Annotated in this window: 16 protein-coding genes and 2 pseudogenes; 3 read left to right on the top strand and 15 right to left on the bottom strand. The window is 42.9% G+C overall.

The window, feature by feature from the left end; translation table 11 throughout:
• Nucleotides 1-30: 30 nt before the first annotated feature.
• A pseudogene (locus AZH43_RS18225) lies at nucleotides 31-150 on the bottom strand (Fe-S biogenesis protein NfuA); the annotation flags it as partial.
• A 4-nt stretch (nucleotides 151-154) separates the two neighbouring features.
• Between AZH43_RS18225 and AZH43_RS18220 the strand changes: the two are divergent.
• The 3 genes and pseudogenes from AZH43_RS18220 to bfr all read left to right on the top strand — a co-directional run.
• Nucleotides 155-277 (top strand): annotated as a pseudogene (locus tag AZH43_RS18220) (Rid family hydrolase); the annotation flags it as partial.
• A 221-nt stretch (nucleotides 278-498) separates the two neighbouring features.
• Entirely contained in the window at nucleotides 499-693 is a 195-nt protein-coding gene (locus AZH43_RS15095) for a bacterioferritin-associated ferredoxin (protein WP_067671289.1), read from the top strand.
• Nucleotides 694-975: 282 nt separating this feature from the next.
• Nucleotides 976-1,440 carry a heteropolymeric bacterioferritin subunit Bfr gene (bfr, locus tag AZH43_RS15090; RefSeq protein WP_067671286.1) on the top strand — a complete coding sequence of 155 codons (465 nt, stop codon included), beginning with the start codon at nucleotides 976-978 and terminating at the stop codon, nucleotides 1,438-1,440.
• A gap of 68 nt (nucleotides 1,441-1,508) precedes the next feature.
• On the opposite strand, the gene tfpZ is transcribed toward bfr, so the two are convergent.
• The 14 genes from tfpZ to AZH43_RS15020 form a co-directional block, all read right to left on the bottom strand.
• Complete coding sequence (tfpZ, locus tag AZH43_RS15085; RefSeq protein WP_067671283.1) at nucleotides 1,509-2,228, bottom strand: TfpX/TfpZ family type IV pilin accessory protein; 720 nt, start codon at nucleotides 2,226-2,228, stop codon at nucleotides 1,509-1,511.
• Nucleotides 2,229-2,270: 42 nt separating this feature from the next.
• Nucleotides 2,271-2,624 (bottom strand): type II secretion system protein, encoded by a 354-nt coding sequence (locus AZH43_RS19130; protein ID WP_067671280.1) that lies wholly within the window; start codon nucleotides 2,622-2,624, stop codon nucleotides 2,271-2,273.
• 158 nt (nucleotides 2,625-2,782) lie between these two features.
• The gene (locus AZH43_RS15075; protein WP_067671277.1) at nucleotides 2,783-4,426 is read right to left on the bottom strand and encodes an O-antigen ligase family protein; all 1,644 of its coding nucleotides are present in this window, start codon (nucleotides 4,424-4,426) and stop codon (nucleotides 2,783-2,785) included.
• Nucleotides 4,427-4,487: 61 nt separating this feature from the next.
• Nucleotides 4,488-4,838, bottom strand: a complete 351-nt coding sequence (locus AZH43_RS19125; RefSeq protein WP_067671274.1) for a prepilin-type N-terminal cleavage/methylation domain-containing protein — start codon at nucleotides 4,836-4,838, stop codon at nucleotides 4,488-4,490.
• Nucleotides 4,839-5,041: 203 nt separating this feature from the next.
• On the bottom strand, nucleotides 5,042-5,602 hold the full coding sequence (locus tag AZH43_RS15065) for a TPM domain-containing protein (RefSeq protein WP_067671271.1): 561 nt from the start codon (nucleotides 5,600-5,602) through the stop codon (nucleotides 5,042-5,044).
• Nucleotides 5,596-6,684, bottom strand: a complete 1,089-nt coding sequence (locus AZH43_RS15060) for a TPM domain-containing protein (RefSeq protein ID WP_171254485.1) — start codon at nucleotides 6,682-6,684, stop codon at nucleotides 5,596-5,598. Before AZH43_RS15060 ends, AZH43_RS15065 begins: the two co-directional genes overlap by 7 nt.
• 30 nt (nucleotides 6,685-6,714) lie before the next feature.
• Nucleotides 6,715-7,305, bottom strand: a complete 591-nt coding sequence (locus AZH43_RS15055) for a LemA family protein (RefSeq protein ID WP_067671268.1) — start codon at nucleotides 7,303-7,305, stop codon at nucleotides 6,715-6,717.
• A gap of 147 nt (nucleotides 7,306-7,452) precedes the next feature.
• Nucleotides 7,453-8,337: a metal-dependent hydrolase gene (locus tag AZH43_RS15050; protein WP_067671265.1), complete on the bottom strand. Its 885-nt coding sequence runs from the start codon at nucleotides 8,335-8,337 to the stop codon at nucleotides 7,453-7,455.
• 225 nt (nucleotides 8,338-8,562) lie between these two features.
• Nucleotides 8,563-9,984 carry an FAD-dependent oxidoreductase gene (locus AZH43_RS15045; RefSeq protein WP_067671257.1) on the bottom strand — a complete coding sequence of 474 codons (1,422 nt, stop codon included), beginning with the start codon at nucleotides 9,982-9,984 and terminating at the stop codon, nucleotides 8,563-8,565.
• Nucleotides 9,985-10,074: 90 nt separating this feature from the next.
• Nucleotides 10,075-14,550 (bottom strand): glutamate synthase large subunit, encoded by a 4,476-nt coding sequence (gltB, locus tag AZH43_RS15040; protein WP_171254484.1) that lies wholly within the window; start codon nucleotides 14,548-14,550, stop codon nucleotides 10,075-10,077.
• A 444-nt stretch (nucleotides 14,551-14,994) separates the two neighbouring features.
• Complete coding sequence (locus tag AZH43_RS15035; protein WP_067671251.1) at nucleotides 14,995-15,840, bottom strand: hypothetical protein; 846 nt, start codon at nucleotides 15,838-15,840, stop codon at nucleotides 14,995-14,997.
• Between the two features lie 15 nt (nucleotides 15,841-15,855).
• Nucleotides 15,856-16,935 (bottom strand): 3-dehydroquinate synthase, encoded by a 1,080-nt coding sequence (gene aroB, locus AZH43_RS15030; protein ID WP_067671248.1) that lies wholly within the window; start codon nucleotides 16,933-16,935, stop codon nucleotides 15,856-15,858.
• 17 nt (nucleotides 16,936-16,952) lie between these two features.
• The gene (gene aroK / locus AZH43_RS15025) at nucleotides 16,953-17,498 is read right to left on the bottom strand and encodes a shikimate kinase AroK (protein ID WP_067671245.1); all 546 of its coding nucleotides are present in this window, start codon (nucleotides 17,496-17,498) and stop codon (nucleotides 16,953-16,955) included.
• 36 nt (nucleotides 17,499-17,534) lie between these two features.
• The coding region (locus AZH43_RS15020) for a type IV pilus secretin PilQ (RefSeq protein ID WP_131796939.1) at nucleotides 17,535-18,897 on the bottom strand (1,363 nt) is incomplete at its 5' end.

The following is an 18,897-nucleotide window of genomic DNA, read 5'->3' as shown; positions in this document are numbered from 1 at the left end:
GAATGAGAGGCTTTTTAGCGTTTACAGGCCTTATTTAAAATAAGCACCTTCTGTGTTGCTGTGATCCGTCTGATCCACAACACGCGCAAGTTCAGGAACATGCTGTTTCAGCGTAGTTTCTACACCCTGCTTTAACGTCAGGTCAATGGATGGGGTCAATCAAATTATGGGCGAATATTTCGCACAGCCTTACCCAGCCCGTGCAGCCTTAGGTGTAGCCAGCCTGCCAAAAGACGCTTTGGTTGAAATGGACGGCATAGTAATTATTAATCAATAAGTTAAATAAGAAAATTAAAGTTCTAACTTTATATTTTCCCTATAAATTATGAGCCGCCCTTGCGCGGAAATCCGAGCGATACTCGAATTTCCGCTCAGGCGGTGTTTTTTTATTCGATATTCCAATTACATTCATTGCTTTTTAAAATGATTTTTATTGACAAACGATAATAATTATCAATAATATTACTTATCCTATTTAAACATTCTGGCTGTATATCCATGTACGTTTGTTTGTGCCGCGGTATTACTGATCAAGACATTAAAGATGCAATTGCTGACGGTGCTGAGAGCTACCGTGAAGTGCGTGATATGCTCGACTTAGGTACATGCTGCGGCCGCTGTGCGCCAGAAGCCCGCGCAATCATCAGCGACGAAGTATCGCAAATTGCAGCGCGCTTAGCGATTGCCGCTTAAACATAATTACACCTTTCTCAAAATCTTAAAGCTCAACCGTATAATCATAATGATAAAACCAATGGTCTGATGATCATTCCTCCTCCCCCGCTTTGACTCGAAGCGGGTTTTTATTTTGTACAATCCATCAAATGCGCATTGGCTGAATAGTTTTTGATTGCGATTTTCATTTGCTGTTCAATAAATTACTCGCTATCACAGCACTTCTTGTTTAAGATATTTCTAAGACTATAATTTTTAAGCCCCTGTATTTAGGGCCTATTGTTTGATGGAGCAAGTGCAATGAAAGGCAATCGTGATGTAATTAATCAGTTAAATCAGGTGCTTTATCATCATTTAACTGCAATCAACCAGTATTTTCTGCATTCGCGCATGTTCAATGACTGGGGCATTGAACAGCTGGGTTCTGCCGAATATAAAGAATCCATTCATCAAATGAAGCACGCGGACAAAATTATTGAACGCATTTTATTCTTGGAAGGCCTGCCGAACCTGCAGCATCTTGGCAAGCTGTATATCGGCCAGCATACGGTTGAAGTGCTGAATTGTGACGTCCGCAAAGTTAAAGAAAATATAGAAGCCATTCAAAAGGCGGTTGCCTTAGCGGAAGAACAACTGGACTACGTCACCCGTGATTTAGTGCAGGAAATTTTAGAGAAAGAAGAAGAGTTTCTAGACTGGGCAACGACGCAGTTAGATTTGGCTGAAACTGTGGGTATTGAAAATTATATTCAGAGTCGGATTTAATTACCTCTATATTTTAGAGGATACCGAAAAATTTAGTATCTTCTAAAATACACCTAAACTATACTTCCTTAATTCCACGGTTTCAAATCTACAACTTCTACATTTTCTTGATTTATTAGAACAACCATATCTTGAACTGGAGCAGATAAAGCAACCCATCTGTTTGCTTTAGGGTATTTTTTTAAAATATTCTGAATGTCCTTTGCATCATTATATTTTTCAAGCACTAAAAAAGGTATTGAAAAATCATCCATTTTCTGCTTAGCCTTGATTAAGTCGCTATAATTTAATGGATTACGAATAGTCTTATTTTCATCATAACCCAATGAACCATTATTTATTTGAATATATTTTTTTTGTAAATCTAATGCAACAAATTTTGGACCAAATAATGGAGCTTTACTAAATTCACTCTTGAATAAATTACTATCTTGCCAATTAATATCACTATTTTTTACAATAATAAATGATGAAGAATCATAAACAATCCATACCGGGCGTCCCTGAGCAATTGTATAAAAACCATAGCTAAAAGCACAAATTTGTAAAAGAATTACAAATGAAATATCAAATTTTAATGTTTTTTTGCCTTCTTTATACACTAGCCAACCAAATAAAGGCCCTATTACTATATCAATTAAAATCAACATTAAAAATAGCGGAATTACACCTAAAGCTTTATCTAAAGGTGCTGGGTACCATAACCCAAAAATGATAGCACTTGCTATTAGTATAATTAATACAGAAAATAAAAAATGAATAGAAAAAAACCTAACACGCTTAGACATACACCTTCCCAAAATAGACAGCAATAAACATAATTATATTTTTCAAGGTAAAGCCTTACACGGTACACCTTCAGGAAGGTTACACTCAATTTTTGCCTTACTTGGCAATTTAGCCGTAGCTATCACTTTTTGCATTGTATCTAATGTCCAGCCTGAAGCATCAGTAATCGTCTCACAAGCTTTAATAACCGGCGCAATAGGATTAGTAGAATAATCTTGATCATACAACGCATATGCGACTGAATTACTGTAACTTTTTGCCTCATACATACAAGCTTTTGTCGATGCTGTCGCTGCCTGATGGTGATAGACTGGCAATGCAATAGCTATCAAGACACCTAAAATCGCAACAACTATCATTAATTCAATTAATGTGAAGCCACTGTATTTTTGCATTGAATTCCCCTACATACTAAATAGAAAGCAAATTCCACACCAAACAATAAATTTAAAATATTTCAACACTTTAATTGAATTAAAAATAATTCATCTAAAATGTCATTTATTAACATTTAATGACAGTTTTCATTGACGCTGACCTTTAAATATACAAATTAATTTATATTTTTCATCACATCCTCAATTTTATCGTTTCTCTTATATAAAATATTAAAAATATGCAGATAGAGATTCGCTTTTGCATAATATCCATTCCCCAAATAAATTTGAGTTAATTTTAATAAATTATACTTAGATGGATTCGATTTAACAAAGCTTTCAAATTTGTTTAACTCATCTACTGAATATTTATTTTTAACATCCAAGGCTACCCATATAGCATGATATTCCAAACTTGTTAGTAAATAATAATGATTTTCAATTTTAAGAAAGCCTGCTTCTTTTTTTACCATTCGTTCTAAAGCTAAAATTTTTGCCTTTGACTGATCTGCAAGAGAGTTTACATATTCCTGCCAAACTACGGCTAAACATGTAGCATAAATCAATAATAAAATAGAGTTAAATATTTTATTTAATTCAAAAAATTTTAAATACTTTATATCTGCTAATGCTATTCCTAACAATAAACCTAAGGGAAATAAAAAATAAGAATAAGATAAAGGATATTCTAAAAAAGAATGTACTATTATAGGCAACATCATCATTAATGATAAATAGGCTTCTTTACTTTTCGCATTAATCAATAATATATATAATAGCCAGCAGATATAAGCTAAAATTAATATACCTAATGGAATACCAACCCATAAGAAAATATCTAAAACAATATTATGTGAACTTGTATACCAAAGTCCCCAGTAAAATTTATCAATATTTTCAACAATACTGACACCTACCTGATTCCAGCCATAACCCTGCCAAGGCTGAAGTAAAATCAAGTCCAAGCTTTGCTGCCAAAGTGATAGCCGTTCATGGCCACTGCTCGCACGACTAACGATATCTCTAGTTTGAGTTAAATCAAGCTGAAATAATTGCTCTAAAATTTTAGTTAGTGGAGGTAATATACTGATGAAAACTATATAGCTAGCAAAAAGACTACCAAAGCCCAAGGTATTTAATTTTAATTGGGCACGAGTTTTAATTAGAAAATAGAAAAAGGCAATAAACAAACATACTACCCAAGCTGTTCTAGACTGAGTTAAAGCAATTCCAAAAATTAAGAATAAGCCAATTAAATATGAAAAATAAGACTTAAGTCGGTTTGTTTCATATAAATACCAAACAGAAACCAATGCCATGAATAAAAACGTAGATAAATGATTAGGCTGACCAAAGTTTGCAAATGGTCTACTACCAGAAAGCTCTAATGTCGGTAAGTACTGAATATAAAAATTTAACCATTGGCTACACGCCATAACAGTACTGACGCAACCACTGACTACAAAAGTGATACACAAAAAAGTCATCAATTTTGATTTATTTATACTTTCACTGCTATAAGCACCAGTAACTACAAAACAAAAAACAATCAAATAGAAAAAACTAACAATGGCAGTTGTCCATAAATAAATTTGCCCCCATGCAAATTGAATTAATGGAATACACGCACAGACGAATAGAGAAATAATAATTTTAGGTAATTTAATTTTATTAAAACTAATACTGATTAAAAGAAAAAGGGTGGCAACAAAAACTAGATATTCACCAATAAAACGCATCCATATTGTTGCATCTAAAGGAATTAAAAAAGAAAATCCAAATATAATAAAGCTTAAAATAAATAAAAATGTTTGAACCATATAATTTTCTCAAAAAAGAAAAACCACCTTCAAAGGTGGTTTTTCTTAAAATTTAAGTTTATTAAGAAAGAGTACAAGTTGCGCCATTCTCAAGATCACAAGTAACTGTTGTATTATTACCATTTCGAATAGTAGCAGTAACTTCACCACCACTTACATCAGTTGGCTTAGCACCGAATGATGCACATGCACCACCAGTTGGAGAATCAGGAACAGCATTTTGCCCATTTGGATCTAACAAAGCAGCTAACACAACATTAGAATAAGCTTTTGCTTCACCTAAACACGCTTTATCAGAAGAATTACGTGTATAGTTTTGATACGCTGGAATCGCAATCGCAGCAAGAATACCGATAATTGCAACAACGATCATTAATTCGATAAGAGTAAAACCCTTTTGAACTGATTTCATAACATTCTCCACAAATGTTTATTAATTTAATTATTAAGCGTTCAGCTTGTTTTATAAATAGCACTAATTGTGCCAAGATTAATTATAAATAAAATTTCAAAAAATACAGCACTTTAAAAAAGTATTTTGTATCTTTGTAATTTTTATATCACTTATTGTGCATTAAAGTGACAATTTGTGTCACATTTTTCCCAACTATATACCTATCCCAAAATGATTGGCGCATTTCCTAATTCATTTTTGATATCCGGACGGCTGTGCTGATAAAAATCAGCCAGCACTTTGCCAATTTCAAAGACCCCTTGAACCATGGCCAAACGGTAAGCCTGATGCTGCATTTGCTCAATGACCGCTTGACATATACCGTCCCAAACCTGCTGCTCTGTAGCATTCATAATGCCGCGGTCAATGACAATTTCGACTTTGCGCTCACAAAGGTTCAAATACAGCAGTACGCCGCTGTTAAATTCGGTATCCCATACTCCTAATTCTGCAAACAGCTGCTGGGCACGGCTGCGCGTATCTTGATGGTACGCTTGATTGGCCGGAATATGACCTTCTATGACCACTTGAATCTCACCCACATGCCCCTGCTCTGCCTGCTCCACTGCATGAGCGATGGCTTGCTGGTCTTGCTTATTGAAATAGCGCTTGGCCGCCGGCATATAAAGAAAATGCTTCAGCCAGCGCTGAAAACTAGGCTTCGTGACTTCTTCAAGCTTAGGCTGTGTCAAAATTTCAGTTGTTTCAGATTTCGTTACCATGAGCCTGATGCGCCCCCCCCGCCAAAACCGCCACCGCCGCCGCCATAGCCGCCACCTCCAAATCCGCCGCCAGAACCTCGGCCGCCGCCGCGCCCAGCGCCAGATAAAACCGCTTGAAATATAATTTGCGCCAATGCCGTAATCAGTAAAAAGAAAATTCCCCCGCCAATCAGCAAACTGGTAAGCAGCCCAGCCCCATTAACCAACCCCGCCACCGTACCAGCAACGGCTGCGGTTGCCGCGCTTAACCGGTTGCCCACAACATATGAACCAATAATGCCAGCAATTAAAATAATTAAAGCCGTCGAAAATGTTTTTTCTTTGGCTTGCTGTTCATGCAGCGCCTGCTCTTGACGCTCTTTTAATTCCTGTGCTGCTTTGGCCGCCACTTCCGGGTCCATATTCAGCACTTTTTCAATTTCATTCAAGCCAGACTGAATACCCTGCGCATACTGGTTTTGCTTAAAATAGGGGGTAATTTGATTCCGGATGATGCGGCTCAGCACAATATCCGGCAAGACGCCTTCCAAACCATAACCGGACAGAATTTGAATCCGGTGATCATTGACTGCAATCGCCATCAACAGGCCATTGTCTTGTTTAGCTGAACCCAGTTTCCATTGCTCTGCTGCCCGCATCGCAAAGCCAAAGATATCTTCCTGCCCCGTAGTCGGCACAATAATGACGCCAATTTGCGCTTTGCCTGATTGATGCAGTTTTAAAATCTGCTGAGAAATGGATTGCTTCTCTGCCGGACTCAGTAAATTGGCCTGATCAACAACGGGCTCATTCAGGGTGGGCAAGCCGCGGATGGACTCACCATCCGCCATGTCATTGGCGATATCTGGCGCAGGATTTGATGCTTGTGCAGCATCGGATTGCTGCGCTGTGGGCTTGGCCTGTGTGCTTTTCTGCTGATCTTGAATAATTTTACCGGCGGCTGCAATTTCCGCATCATCAGCCACAGCGGTTTCACTCCAAGCATTCAAGCTTAGCGTCAGCAGGCAGACTGCAAGAAACACATGCAGCCGAATTGCTACGGCTTTTAGTGCCGTGCTTTGCAGCTTAGACCATTCCAGCATCAGCATTCCTTATAAGTTTACGGATGATGTTTAATCAAATGAAACCTTCGGCACATTTTGCGCGCCCTGTTCCGCACTGAAGTTTGGCTTTGTGTCCATGCCGATCACTTTAGCGGTCATCACTTGCGGGAACTGGCGCGCATAGCTGTTGAAGTCCTGCACGGTCGTAATGTAACGGTTGCGTGCTACCGCAATGCGGTTTTCAGTTCCTTCGAGCTGCACCTGCAAATCTTTAAACTGCTCATTGGCCTTCAAGTCCGGATAGTTTTCCGAAACAGCAATCAAACGTGACAATGCGCTGGTCATCTGCGCTTGCGCTTCTTGATATTTTTGGAATAAGGCTGGATCTTCAAGCACTTCTTTATCGACTTTCAGGCCTGCAACATTAGCGCGCGCCTGAGTCACTTCCGTTAAAACTTGCTCTTCGTGCTTTGCATAGCCTTTTACTACATTGACCAGATTGGGCACTAAATCGGCACGGCGCTGGTATTGGTTTTGCACCTCTGACCATGCCGCCGTTACAGCTTCATCTTTGACTTGCAGCGTATTGTAGCCGCAGCCAGTCAGGGTAAGCGTGCTCGCCAAAGCGATGGCCAATGCACTATTTTTTATCAAGTTCATCTGGCTAATCCTCGAGTATTTATTTGTATTTGTTTGAGTATTTTTCATTCTATCGGTATTTTTCAAAGATTATGTATCTTTTTTTTAATGATTTTTCATTCGAATAAAAAGCCCAGCAATAACTGGGCTTTTACGCGGGATTCAATTTCAGCTCAGCAGCACCGGCTTAGCCTCATGCAGAAAACCCTCAATTTGATAGTCTTCCGCCATGCGCGCTTTCCAATATTGCAGTATTTCCGTGTAATCAATGTCAGAGGGATGAAAGCCCGTTTTAAAATAGGATAAATATTCAGGCATCATCTGCATGAACATTTTCCCCAGCAAATAGACGCCAAAAATATTGCCGCCGACTTTAGGCAGACTGTTTTTCTTATCCTGCATAAACAGTTTGGCGGCCGAATAAAACGTTAAACTGGCGAACCCTGTGGTCACACTGCGCATAATCATGCAGCGGATTTTATCATCACCGTAGACCGCTTGATAAACATCAAAGGCGACTGATCGATGCTCGATCTCTTCAATCGCATGCCAGACCCACAATTTCACAGCATCCTCATCCAACGTACTCAGCACTTCGGGATGGCGCAGGATATATCCGCCCAATAATGCGGTGAAATGCTCAAAAGCACAGGTGATTGCCAGCTGAATTTTAGGATGCAAATTTTTGACATAATCATCCTTACGGCCCAACCAGGCTTGAAAACGGTCTAGATTATAATTATCTCTGCGCCACGCATCATTAAAATCTGCATGCGCTTTTGAATGCATGGCCTCTTGCCCAATAAATGCAGCGATTTGCGCCTGCAGCCGCTCATCCTTCACTTGGTCACGCACATTGCGTACGCTGTGCACAAAAAACTGCTCGCCGATTGGAAATGTCGAAGACAAGGCCGTCAATAAGTGCGACATCACCGGAGAATTGGCAAAATAATGCCGGCGGATCACCTTGGGATTGAATTGCGGCCTGCGCACAGTAATGCCAATGGCTTTCGGACGATTTTGATATGATTTTTCTGCCGTCACTTGTGTCATCTAAGTATCTCTTACCTAAAATACAGAGGCTCAGTATGGACAGGAATTTTAAAGGCACACATGGCAATAATGCTTAGCCCATTTGCAAAATCATTCATTTTTCGAATCTGTCTTACAATAATTTTGCAGATTTATCCGTAAAAACTGGGTTCTTGTCATTAGAGGCAAATCAAGTGCATTAAAAAACCCGCCGAAGCGGGTTTTTTTTTACAGCATCATAAATACTTAAATATCTAAGTAATCCAAGATGCCTTCAGCAGCTTGACGGCCTTCCCAAATGGCGGTCACCACCAAGTCAGAACCGCGCACCATATCGCCGCCGGCAAAGATTTTTGGATTTGATGTCTGGAATTTAAATTCTTGCTGTTCTGCCGCCACAACGCGCCCTGAACCATCCAAATTAATTTTTACATCATTAAACCAGTCTGCTGGGCTGGTACGGAAACCGAAGGCCAAAAGCACGGCATCCGCAGGAAGCACTTCCTCAGAACCTGGAATTGGCTCTGGGCTACGGCGGCCACGGCTGTCTGGCTCACTCAATTGAGTCGTTACAAATTTAACGCCAGTGACTTTACCGTTTGCACCTACAATTTCAATTGGCTGACGGTTAAACTGGAATTCAACACCTTCTTCACGCGCATTTTTTACTTCACGGCGTGAACCCGGCATATTTTCTTCGTCACGGCGGTAAGCGCACACTACAGACTCAGCGCCTTGACGGATGGATGTACGGTTGCAGTCCATTGCCGTATCGCCGCCGCCCAGCACAATCACTTTTTTGCCTTCTACGCTAATGTATTCAGACGCGTCTTTTTCCCAGCCTTGCGTACGGTTGACATTCGCAATCAAGAAATCCAGCGCATCCACAACACCATCCAGCTCTTCGCCGGCAAAACCGCCTTTCATGTAGGTATATGTTCCCATACCCATGAATACGGCATCGTAGTCCGACAAAAGCTGATCGATCGTGACGTCTGTACCGATTTCAGTGTTTAAGCGGAATTCCACGCCCATTCCCGCGAAAATTTCACGGCGGCGTTTCATTACGTCTTTTTCCATTTTAAATTCTGGAATACCGAACGTCAGCAGGCCGCCAATTTCAGGGCGCTTGTCAAAGACAACCGGCTTAACGCCGTTGCGTACAAGAATATCCGCACAGCCCAAGCCTGCAGGGCCCGCGCCGACAATCGCCACTTTTTTATCGGTCCATTTGACCGATGACATATCTGGACGCCAGCCTAAAGCAAAAGCGGTATCGTTGATATATTTCTCTGCATTGCCAATGGTGACTGCGCCAAAACCGTCATTTAAAGTACAAGCGCCTTCACACAAGCGGTCTTGCGGGCATACACGGCCGCAAACTTCCGGCAAGGTATTGGTTTGATGGCACAGTTCAGCCGCTTGGAAAATGCGGCCTTCCGCAATCAGTTTCAGCCAGTTCGGAATATAGTTGTGCACAGGGCATTTCCATTCACAGTATGGATTGCCGCAGCCCAAACAGCGGTGTGTTTGGTTGGCCGCAATTTCTGCTGTAAATGGTTTATAAATTTCCACAAACTCAGCTTTGCGGACAGTGAGATCTTTTTTCTCTGGATCTTGGCGTGCTACATCCAGAAATTGAAAGTCATTATTTAGGCGCTCTGCCATGTCTCTCTCCGTGGGTGAGCGCGGACAACTTCAACATTTTGTGTATAAGTCGAAAGTTATCCACACCTACCTAATATATGAGTAATGGATTTATTGTGGATCTGCTTGAGTTGTTTTCAGCAAAGTCTGCAAATTCGCAGCTTTGGGTTTCACCAGCCAGAATTTACGGCTGTAGAAATCAAACTCATGGCGGATCTTATACGCCCAAGCACTACCAGTTTCTTTAATATGCTCATCCAAGATGCGGCAAAGGAACTCTGTGTGTTCTTCCATCGCTTCTGTAGAAATACGGTTCAACTCGATCAGCTCATGGTTGTAATGGTCAACGAAGTCGTTATCCAAATCAAGCACATAAGCAAAACCGCCAGTCATGCCTGCCCCGAAGTTATGGCCTACTTTACCAAGAACCGTCACAATGCCGCCAGTCATATATTCACAGCAGTGGTCGCCCGCGCCTTCAATCACCGCAAATGCGCCAGAGTTCCGCACGGCAAAACGTTCGCCTGCAGTACCGGCTGCATACAATCTGCCGCCCGTGGCGCCATATAAGCAAGTGTTGCCGATAATAGCTGTATTTTGGGTTTGGAAAGGCGAACCTTTAGGCGGGAAGATCGAAATTCGGCCGCCAGCCATGCCTTTACCCACGTAATCGTTTGCATCGCCTTCCAGGCTGATATGCAAGCCGCCGGCATTCCACACACCGAGCGACTGGCCTGCAGTACCCTTCAAATGCATTTTGACTGGATGCGCTTCCATGCTCAAGTTGCCGTAGCGTTTCGCAATTTCACCTGAAATACGCGCGCCGATTGAACGGTCACAGTTCCCAACCGTAAAGCTGTATTCACCGCTGGTGCCCGCTTCAATGGCTGGAAGCATTTCTGCAACCATTTTTTCTGCCAATACGCCTTTGTCAAACGGCGCATTGCCTTGAACTTGGCAATATTGCGCTTTGCCGTCTGCAGCTGGATGCGATTCCAGCAATGCGCTTAAGTCTAAATGCGCATGCTTTTCAGTTTCACCCGGCAGCATTTCCAGCAAATCGGTGCGTCCAATCAAATCTTTTAAGCTTGATACACCTAACGCTGCCAGCCATTCACGTGTTTCTTCCGCAATAAAGTGGAAGAAGTTGATCAGCATTTCAGGTTCGCCAATGTAATGCTCTTGACGCAAATGATCCTGCTGAGTCGCAACACCCGTTGCGCAGTTGTTCAAGTGGCAAATACGCAGGTATTTACAGCCCAATGCGATCATTGGCGTTGAACCAAAACCGAAGCTTTCAGCACCCAAAATCGCCGCTTTTACAACATCCAGGCCGGTTTTTAAACCGCCGTCGGTTTGCACGCGGACTTTACCGCGCAGGTCATTCACACGAAGCGCCTGATGCGCTTCAGACAAGCCCAATTCCCAAGGCGAACCCGCATGGTGAATTGAAGAAAGTGGAGAAGCCGCTGTACCGCCGTCATAGCCAGAAATGGTAATGAAGTCAGCGTAAGCTTTCGCAACACCAGCCGCAATTGTCCCGACACCCGGCTCAGAAACAAGTTTAACTGACACCATCGCCTGTGGGTTAACTTGCTTCAAGTCAAAGATTAACTGTGATAAATCTTCGATTGAGTAGATATCGTGATGCGGCGGCGGCGAAATTAGCGTCACGCCCGGTACAGAGTAACGTAAACGCGCAATTAAGCCGTTCACTTTACCGCCCGGCAACTGCCCACCTTCACCCGGTTTTGCACCCTGAGCCACTTTAATTTGAAGCACTTCCGCAGAGGTTAGATATGCAGGAGTTACACCAAAACGGCCAGATGCAATTTGTTTGATTTTCGAGTTGCGGATTGTTCCGTAACGCGCTGGATCTTCACCGCCCTCACCTGAGTTTGAACGGCCGCCAATCGTATTCATTGCAATTGCTATCGCTTCATGCGCCTCTGGAGACAGCGCGCCTAAAGACATGCCTGCAGAGTCAAAACGCGGTAGAATTTCTTCAACTGTTTCAACTAGCTCTAAAGCAATTGAATTATCAGTTTTTAATTTTAATAAATCACGAATCGTCGCGATCGGGCGGTTATTCACTAAATTCGCGTATTCTTTAAAGTCTGCATAATTGCCGGAACGCACAGATTTATGCAGCGCATTAATCACGTCCGGATTAAATGCATGGTATTCCTTGTCGAATACGAATTTCAGCATACCGCCTTGGTCGATTGGCTTACGTGTTTTCCACGCCAAATCCGCCAATTTTTTCAAGTCATTTTCAAGGTCTGCAAATGTCGCGCCTTTGATGCGGCTTGGCACGCCTGTAAAGCATTTCGCAACAACCTCATCCGACAGGCCAACAGCTTCAAACAATTGACCGCCGCGGTAAGAAGCTACTGTAGAGATACCCATTTTAGAAAGCACTTTCAACAAGCCTTTCTCGATCCCTTTACGGAAGTTCGCTTGCGCATGGATTGGGTCGCCCAAAAGCTCGCCTTTCGCAATCAGGTCATTGATCACATCATACGCCAAGTATGGGTAGATCGCAGTTGCGCCAAAACCAAGAATGACCGCAAATTGGTGCGCATCGCGCGCCAATGCTGTTTCAACAATAATGTTGGCATCAGTACGCAGGCCGGCATTAATTAAATAATGATGAACTGCACCCGTCGCCATTAATGCGTTTGCCGGCAAGCAGCCTTGGCGGATCTTGCGGTCAGACAGCACCAATAAGGTTTTGCCTGCACGGATGGCAGCCGCGGCTTCTTCACAGATACGCGCAATTGCCGCTTCTAAGCCTTCTTCTGCGGCATAGTTCAGATCGATATCGGCAATTTCATAGCCTTTACGGCCAATGGTGCGGATCTGATGCATTTTAGAGTTAGACAGGACTGGGCTTGAAACGATCAAGCGGTCTGCATGTTCTGGACTTTGCTCAAATACATTTTGCTCACGGCCAAAACACGTTTCCAACGACATCACGATTGATTCACGCAATGGATCGATGGGCGGGTTTGTTACCTGTGCAAACTGCTGACGGAAATAGTCGGATACATGGCGCACTTGACGGGATAATACCGCCATTGGCGTATCGTCACCCATTGAACCTACAGCTTCCTGACCGCTTTCCGCGATTGGGCGAAGCAGCTGATCACGCTCTTCAAATGTCACTAAGAACATTTTTTGCGCAGCTTTCAGGTCATCGCCTTTCAAGCCTTGATCACATAGGTATTCTTCAAGCTCTGGGCTGCCTTGAATGCGCACAGAGTTTTCACGCAGCCACTGACGGTACGGACGCATGCGTTTCAAGTGATTGCTGACATCATTGGTATCCAGCATTTTACCTGTATGCGTATCAATCACGAGGATCTGGCCCGGACCTACACGGCCTTTAGACACGACATCTTCTGGTTCATAGCCCCATACGCCAATTTCAGACGCCAAGGTAATGTAGCCATTTTTAGTAATCACCCAGCGCGCAGGACGCAAGCCGTTACGGTCAAGCATGCAGATCGCATGACGGCCGTCTTGGATCACCAGACCCGCAGGGCCATCCCAAGCTTCCATATGCTTAGAGTTGAACTCATAGAATGCGCGTAAATCCGCATCTAAAGTTTCAACGTTCTGCCAAGCAGGCGGAACCAGCATGCGCAGTGCGCGGAATAGGTCCATGCCGCCGCCAACCAGCAATTCAAGCATGTTGTCCATGCTTGAAGAATCCGAACCCGTACGGTTCACAATTGGATTCAGCTCAGTAATGCCCGGCAATAATGGGTTTTCAAATTTTGGTGTACGCGCCATCGCCCAGTTGCGGTTAGCGGTAATGGTATTGATTTCACCGTTATGTGCAAGATAGCGGAATGGCTGCGCCAAAGGCCAGCGCGGCAAAGTATTGGTAGAGAAACGCTGATGGAAAACCACAATATGCGATTCCAAGCGCTCATCAGCCAAGTCTGTATAGAAGTCTGCAATATATGCAGGCATCATCAGGCCTTTATAGCTGATCACAGTTGAGCACAAAGTTGTCACATAAAAATATGGGTCAGCGGTCAGCTGTTCTTCTGCACGGCGGCGCGCCATGACCAGCTTACGGTTGAATTCGACTTCAGACACACCCATCGGGCAGTTCACAATGATCTGCTCAAACCCTGGCAATGACTGCATCGCAATTGAACCCAAAGCGTCATTATTGGTCGGCACAATACGCCAGCCTAGAACTTTGCAGCCTTCAGCTTCAATTTCTTTCGTTAAAATTTCTTTTGAGTGTGCGGCAATCGCTGGATCCAAGTTCAGGAAAACCGTACCGACAGCGAAAATTTCGCTTAAGGTCGTATCACTGATCTTCTTCGCTTCTTCACGGAAAAACTGCTTTGGCATTGCCAAAAGCAGGCCGCAGCCATCCCCAGTTTTTCCGTCGGCAGCAATACCGCCGCGGTGGGTCATACAGCTGAGGCTGTGAATAGCGGTTTTTAATAGATCATGGCTTGCATCACCCTGCATATGGGCAATTAAACCGAAACCACAGTTATCTTTAAACTCATCCGGTTGGTATAAACCTTGAGCGGGAGCTACAGTATTAGGCGATGGCATGTGCATAGCGTACCCTTCTTTTTACACTGCTCTTTCGAGCCACTAACAATCTAATTTCTTTTTGCGATTTAGTCTTAATCCACTCACATGAATTGTGATGCCGGGCAAAATGATTTCCTTTTTCCGCATCCTTAAGATAAACCGAATTTACCTTTAATGCATGAACATCAAGAAACAAATTGCTTCAGTCCTTACTCAGCCTGCCAGCATGACTGTATCGCACACTCATCGAATCATTTTCGCGCCAAAATAGGGAGATTAATTCAACTCACGCACCATTAAAGCAATAAACATGCCAATTTGATGCAAATCAGACCAATACCACTGATTTAAAAAAGATTAAATTATAAAAAGAACAAAGGGTGTATTATTTTTATGCACTATTGCACTAGAAAGGCGCATTTTAAGATTTTTATTCCTTCAAAATGCGCCATTTTAGAACTGCTAATTAAAAGGGTCTGTGACTTCTTGCTGTGGTGCTGCCGTTTTAGAATGCGCCGTATCCGCATTGCTTTGTGACTGCTGCACATTCACCACATTGCCGTCTGCATCACGGCGGGTAACTGTCGTGGTTGTTGTCGCCGCAGCTTTAGCGGCAGCAGCCTGCTGCGCCTGAACTTCAGCGCGTTTTGCTGCAATTTGCGCTTCGTCAATTTTCGGCAGCGGCGCAGTTTTTAAATTAACAGCATACAGCTTACTGCTCGCCTTGAGTTCATCAGAACCCAGATCATTCACAAAAGGCTGATATTGCTCAATTTGAACAGCCACGGGCTTAACAGATGCCGGCAGCGTCACCTTCAAATCAGCCAATGCCTGTTTGGCATCGCTGGAATTGCGGTAAGTTCCATACAGCAAGACATATTGCTCTGCATGATCCTCACCCGTAAGCCTCAAATAAAGAAAATTGCTACGATCTGGATGTTTTTTTAAGAAACTCTTTAAGATAGCCTCATCAGACACACGGAATAGCTCAATCGCATAGGCCTTTTTCTGTTCATTCACAAACTTCGTCCCGCGGAACTCCGATTCATGCTGCGCTGTGGCGACGGCCCGTGTCGTCATATCCAGAGGCTTAACCTCATCAAATAACGCACCAAGATGGTTCATTGCTGATACTTTTTCAGGCTGAATTTGCAGCTCCACTTCTGTTTCTGCTTTTTTCTCAACTTCAACCAGCTCTTTAGTGTCTGTAACCGCCCAAAAAATCAAGGCAAAAAACAGACAGGCGCCCCCGAACACAAGCCAAATATAATTCTGTATCTGCTGCCAATGTGTACGGAGAGCCACGATATTATTCCTTCTAAACTACTGCATATTTGCCAGAATTGCCTGCTGCATCAATTCTGTATCAAACTCTTTGGTGATAACCGCTTGACCCAATTGCTTCATCAAGACCAGACGAAGCTGCCCATTCAGCACTTTCTTGTCATGCGACATATAAGCCAAGAATTCGTCGAGGGGAATTTTAGGGCATCTTATCGGTAAATTGGCGCGCAAAATGATTTTTTTTGTACGTTCCAAATCTTCAGCAGCAATCCAGCCCAAGCGATGGGATAAATCCGCAGCCATCACCATGCCGGTTGCCACCGCTTCACCGTGCAGCCACACGCCATAGCCCAAATATGATTCAATCGCGTGGCCAAAGGTATGGCCCAAATTCAGCAAAGCGCGCTCTCCCTGCTCTTTTTCATCATTCGCGACAATTCGCGCCTTATGCGCACAAGAACGGTATACAGCTTCCGCCAGCAGTGCAGAATCCCGTTTTACCAGACCATCCATATGCTCTTCCAGCCATGCCAGAAAGCCAATATCGCCTAAAAGCGCATACTTAATGACTTCCGCCAAGCCGGCTGAAAGCTCACGCTCCGGCAAGGTATTTAACTGGGACATATCCGCCAGCACCGCCTGCGGCTGCTGAAAAGCGCCGATCATATTCTTGCCAAGCGGGTGATTGATGCCAGTTTTACCGCCTACGCTTGAGTCAACCTGCGACAGCAGCGTTGTCGGCACTTGAATAAAATACACACCGCGCTGGAAACATGCAGAAGCGAATCCTGCCATGTCACCAATCACTCCGCCACCTAAAGCTAAAACCGTACAGTCTCGATTAAATCCGGCTTCAAGCAATGCATCAAAGATTAAATTCAGGTGTTTAATATTTTTGTATTTTTCACCGTCCGGCAAAGTACAAACCGCAATAGACTTGCCTAACGCTTCGATTGCATTTTGATAATGCTGAAGATACAGCGGGGCAACGGTTTGATTGGTCACAATCATCACTTGCCGGCCATGAATATAAGGCTCAAGTAAGGCTTGCGGGTCAAGCTTATTGCCAATAAAAATAGGATAACGGCGTTCACCGAGTTCAACATGGAGGGTTTGCATGACTTCAACCAGTATCTTTACTTTGGAATATTGTGAGAAATAATCAAATTTAGGATTTTTTGCGCCAAATCGCGCGCGGCCCCTTGATTCGTTTCAATAATATGATGCGCCACTTCACGATAAAGTGGATCACGGACATCAAGCAAGTCTTTCAATTTTTTTTCTGGGTTTTCAACTTGGAGAAGCGGTCGGTTTTTATCGCGGTAGGTTCGCTGCAGTTGAATTTCGACAGGAGTATAGAGGTATACAACAATACCGCGATTTTTTAGAAAATCACGGTTGGGGGCTTGAGTTACCGCACCGCCGCCTGTTGCCAAGACCAGCTGTTTTCGTGCAGTTAACTCATCAATCACAACTGTTTCACGGCTGCGGAATCCCAATTCACCTTCTTTTTCAAAGATCCATGGAATTGTAGCCCCTGTTTTTCGTTCAATTTCATGATCACTGTCAAGAAATTCACGCCCTAACAATTCGGCTAAATGCCGCCCAACAGTTGTTTTCCCAGCCCCCATAGGCCCGACCAAATAGATATTTGGCAGGGACTCAAACTCTTTGCTTGGCAAGGAGTCACCTATTTATTTTGTTAAATTCAAAATATATTAATGATTTCTAACAGTACTGTCATTAACAATTCGAGGTGTAACAAAAATTAGCAACTCACTCTTACTATCTGATTTCACATCTTTACGGAATAAACGCCCCAGATAAGGAAGATCGCCTAAGAAAGGAACTTTTGTCTGCGTATTTGTAGTCGTTTGTTCAAAAATACCGCCTAAAACAACCGTTTCACCATTATTCACTAAAACATCTGTATTAATTTCATTTTTATTTAAAATTAATTCACCATTCGGTGCCGTTCCAGCTATTGAATTTTTCCCAATATTCAATGTCATCTGAACTTTACCATCAGGTGTGATGCTAGGTGTAACTTCCAGACTCAATAAGGCTTCTTTAAACTGGGTATCAGTAGAAGAACTAGAGCCTGAATTTGTTGTAGTTGTATAAGGAACCTCTTGACCAGATGCCACTTTGGCTTTTTGCTTATCAGCTGTAAGTACTTTCGGTGTCGAAATTACCTCACCAAAACCATCTGCTTGCAAAGCAGACAGCTCAAGATCCAGCATAAAATCAGACAAACTAATTAAACCAAATGCAATACTGCTAGCACCAGCCGTAGTGACACCTAAATCGACATTTAAATTATCAGGTCGCTGAATGGTATACTTTCCATCGTCATCAGGAGTTCTTAAATCCCATAAAGTCGTATCGCTACCACCCACCAGCAAACTATTATTATTATTTACCCCTTGAGAAAGAATCCCCCATTTCACCCCCATCTCTTTAGTAAAGTCAGTAGTCGCTCGAACAATACGCGCTTCGACCATTACCTGTTTAACAGAGACATCCAGTAAGTCAATCATTTTACGAATCTGATCAATTTTCTGTGACGTATCATTAAGAATAAGTGTATTAGTGCGAGGATCTATAGATACAGTGCCGCGCGGGCTCAACAGACTACCGACACTCCCACCAAGAGGATCTGTATTAAGGCTTGCACTATTGTTTGAATTTTGATTATTCGAATTATTGTTTTTTGAATTACGTCCTTCCGTAATTAATTTTTCAATATCAGTAGCCTTTGCATAATTCAATTGAATATATTCCGTTTGCAACGGCGCCATTTTAACACTTTGAGCGATCGCTTTAGCTTCTTCTTCTTCTGCCTTAATCAGCTCAGAAACTGGCGCAATCCAAATCACGTTGCCATTACGCCGTTTATCAAGATTCTTCGTTTTTAAGACGATATCCAGCGCTTGATCCCAAGGTACATCTTTTAAACGCAGTGTAATATTTCCCTGTACAGAATCCGCAGCCACCATATTAATGTCTGTAAAATCTGCTAGCAACTGAAGTACGCGGCGCACTTCAATATCTTGAAAATCAAGAGATATCTTTTTACCT

This window comes from Acinetobacter pragensis, assembly GCF_001605895.1.
In the GTDB taxonomy this organism is placed as follows: Bacteria; Pseudomonadota; Gammaproteobacteria; order Pseudomonadales; family Moraxellaceae; genus Acinetobacter; species Acinetobacter pragensis.
The sequence above is the reverse complement of the archived record's forward strand: the minus strand, read 5'-3'. Positions and strand labels throughout refer to the sequence as shown.